At 70.2% G+C, this 2,691-nt stretch carries 2 protein-coding genes and 1 pseudogene; 2 read left to right on the forward strand and 1 reads right to left on the reverse strand.

Annotated features, from left to right (window positions below; translation table 11 throughout):
- Nucleotides 1-239 precede the first annotated feature (239 nt).
- Complete coding sequence (locus AB0O00_RS34855; protein WP_363658697.1) at nucleotides 240-1,217, reverse strand: zinc ABC transporter substrate-binding protein; 978 nt, start codon at nucleotides 1,215-1,217, stop codon at nucleotides 240-242.
- Nucleotides 1,218-1,387: 170 nt separating this feature from the next.
- Between AB0O00_RS34855 and AB0O00_RS34860 the strand changes: the two are divergent.
- Together AB0O00_RS34860 and AB0O00_RS34865 are read left to right on the forward strand one after the other, a co-directional pair.
- Nucleotides 1,388-2,035, forward strand: a pseudogene (locus tag AB0O00_RS34860) (permease); the annotation flags it as partial.
- Nucleotides 2,023-2,691: TIGR03943 family protein (locus tag AB0O00_RS34865; RefSeq protein ID WP_363658699.1), on the forward strand; the 669-nt coding region annotated here is incomplete at its 3' end. The pseudogene AB0O00_RS34860 and the gene AB0O00_RS34865, both read left to right, overlap by 13 nt.

A 2,691-nucleotide genomic window follows, 5' to 3' on the forward strand; every position in this document is an offset into this window, starting at 1 on the left:
GCCGACCCCGTTGGGGCCGAGGACGGCGGTGAACTCCCCGGCCCCGACGGTCAGATCGACACCCGACCACAGGGTCCGCCCGCCCACGCGCACGGCCGCGCCGCGCAGCGACAACACCGGCTCCCCACCGGGCGCGGTGCGCGCCGTCTGTGTACGGCTCGTCTCCGTACGGGCTTTGTCCGCTCGGGACTTCTCCGCGCGGGCCATATCGGTACGGACCTCTGCGGCCGGGTGGATGCTCACTTGCCCGTCGCCTGCTTCAGTGCGTCGGCGATGCCCTGGAGCTCCTGGGTCTGCCAGTCCTGAAAGGTGGCGTTCGCGGGGGCGAGGGTCTCGGTGACCTGGGCCACCGGGATGCCCTGCTTCTTGGCCGCGTCGACCTGGGCGACCACGTCGGGGTTGGAGTTCTGCGTGTTGTAGACGTAGATCTTGATCTGCTTGCCGGCGATCTGCTGGTCGATCGTGGCCTTGTCGGCGGCGGTCGGGTCCGTGCCCTCGCTCTCCGCGTCCAGGAACGTATCCGGGGTCATCATCTTCAGGCCCACGCTCTCGGCGAGCGGGGTGACGATCGACTCCGAGGCACCGATCGGGGTACCCGCGTACTTCGCCTTGATGTCCGCCTCGAGCTGGGCGTACTTGGCCAGAGTCTGCGTGGTGAACGTCTTCTTCTGCGTGTCGAAGTAGGCCGCGTCGGCCGGGTCTATCTTCTTGTAGTCGGCGGTGATCCGGTCGATCACCTTGGTGACGCTGTCCGCCGAGTACCACTGGTGCGGGTTGTCGCCCTCCTTCTTGCCGAGCAGGTCGCCGACCTTCAGGGCGGTGCGGCCGGAGGCGGGGTTCGCGGACAGCAGCTTGTCCGACCAGGCGTCGTACCCGATCCCGTTGGTGATCGCGTAGTCCGCGCCCGCGACCGTGCGGCCGTCGTTGGCGGTCGGCTCGTAGGAGTGCGGGTCGGTGTCCGGGTTGGTGATGATGCTGGTCACCTTGACGTGGTCCCCGCCCAGCTGGGTGGCGATCGAACCCCAGAAGTTCTCCGCCGCGGTCACCTGGATCACCTTCGAGCCTCCGGCGCTGCTCGCACCGGCGGACGCCGCGGACGCGCTCTTCGCGGGCGAGCTGGTCGAGCACGCGCTGGTCGCGGCGAGGAGTGCGACCGCGGTCGCGCCGAGCACGGTTCTCGGAAGGTGGCGGGGCTTGCTGGACGGGACGACACGCATGGCGGGTTGCTCCTCGAAACCTGCCGGATCCGCCGTCTGGGCGGGGTCCGGCTCCGTTGGACGCCACCACAGTAGATGGAAACGGTTTTCAAAACCAGCTGCGGCAAAGGCGAGATGGAAATCATTGCCAAAGCTTGGCGATCAGCGAACCATCACCGGCGGCCCGCCCGGCCGGAAGCATGATCCGTCGCGGGGTCACGCCGGCCGCGGCACTGGCCTTCCTGCTGTCCGCCCCCGCCGTCAACCCGGTCGTCCTGGTCGCGACCTCGATCGCCTTCCCCGGCCACCCGGAGATGGTCCTCGTCCGTCTGCTCGCCTCGCTCGCCACCTCGATCGTCATGGGCTGGCTGTGGCTGCGGCTGGGCCGCCCCGAGTGGTTGCGACTTCGCAACCGGCCACCGGGCAGGGAGGGGCACGGCCGCTGGACCGCCTTCACGCGGGCCCTGCAGCACGACTTCCTGCACGCAGGCGGTTTCCTGGTGCTCGGAGCCGCCGCCGCGGCGACGTTCAACATCGCCGTACCGCCAACCCTGCTGGAGACCTTCGCCGGTACCCCGTGGCTGGCCGTACCGCTGCTCGGCGTGCTCGCGGTGGTGCTGTCGATCTGCTCCGAGGCCGACGCCTTCGTCGCCGCCTCGCTGTCCGGCTTCTCCCCCACCGCCCGCCTGGCGTTCATGGTCGTGGGACCGATGGTCGACCTGAAGCTGATCGCCCTGCAGTCCGGCACCTTCGGCCGCGCCTTCGCCGCCCGGTTCTCCACCGCCACCTTCGCCACCGCCCTCCTGGTCAGCACCCTGGTCGGGGGGTGGCTGCTGTGAGGCGCCTGCTGCCCGCCGCGCTGCTCCTGCTGACCGGATCGGCCCTGCTACGCGTCAGCCTGCTCGGCGATCTGTATCTGCGCTACGTGAAGGAAGGCCTGCGACCGGCGCTGATCGCCTCGGGCATCGTGCTCGTGCTGCTCGCCCTCGTCGCCGCCGTGCGTGACGTCCGCCCTGACGAGGACGAGTACGACGGCCACGCACACTCCGCCGCCGGACCGAGGGTGGCCTGGCTGCTCACGCTGCCCGCGGCCATGCTGTTGCTCTTCGCCCCGCCGGCCCTCGGCTCCTACACCGTTGCCCGGGACGGCTCCGGTGTGATCGCCAAGCGCACCAGCTTCGCGGCACTCCCGGCTCAGGATCCGGTCCCGCTCTCACTGACCGACTTCGCCGGCCGGGCGGTCTGGGACAACAGCCAATCCCTCAAGGGCCGTACCGCACGCCTCACCGGCTTCGTCACCCCCGTGGGCGCCACCACCTGGCAGCTCAGCCGCATCATCGTCAGCTGCTGCGCCGCCGACGCCCGCGTGGTGAAGGTCGAGATCCACGGGCTCCCGGCCCCGGCCACCGACACCTGGGTCACGGTCACCGGAGTCTGGCGGCCCGGCACCGGAACCCCCGCCCTGGACGCCACCGCGATAACACCCATCGCCCGG

It is taken from the genome of Kitasatospora sp. NPDC093558, assembly GCF_040683475.1.
GTDB lineage: Bacteria > Actinomycetota > Actinomycetes > Streptomycetales > Streptomycetaceae > Kitasatospora.

Excerpts from the sequence above, each read along its gene's own strand:
- AB0O00_RS34855 (WP_363658697.1), bottom strand. The coding sequence starts at position 1,217 with ATGCGTGTCGTCCCGTCCAGCAAGCCCCGCCACCTTCCGAGAACCGTG.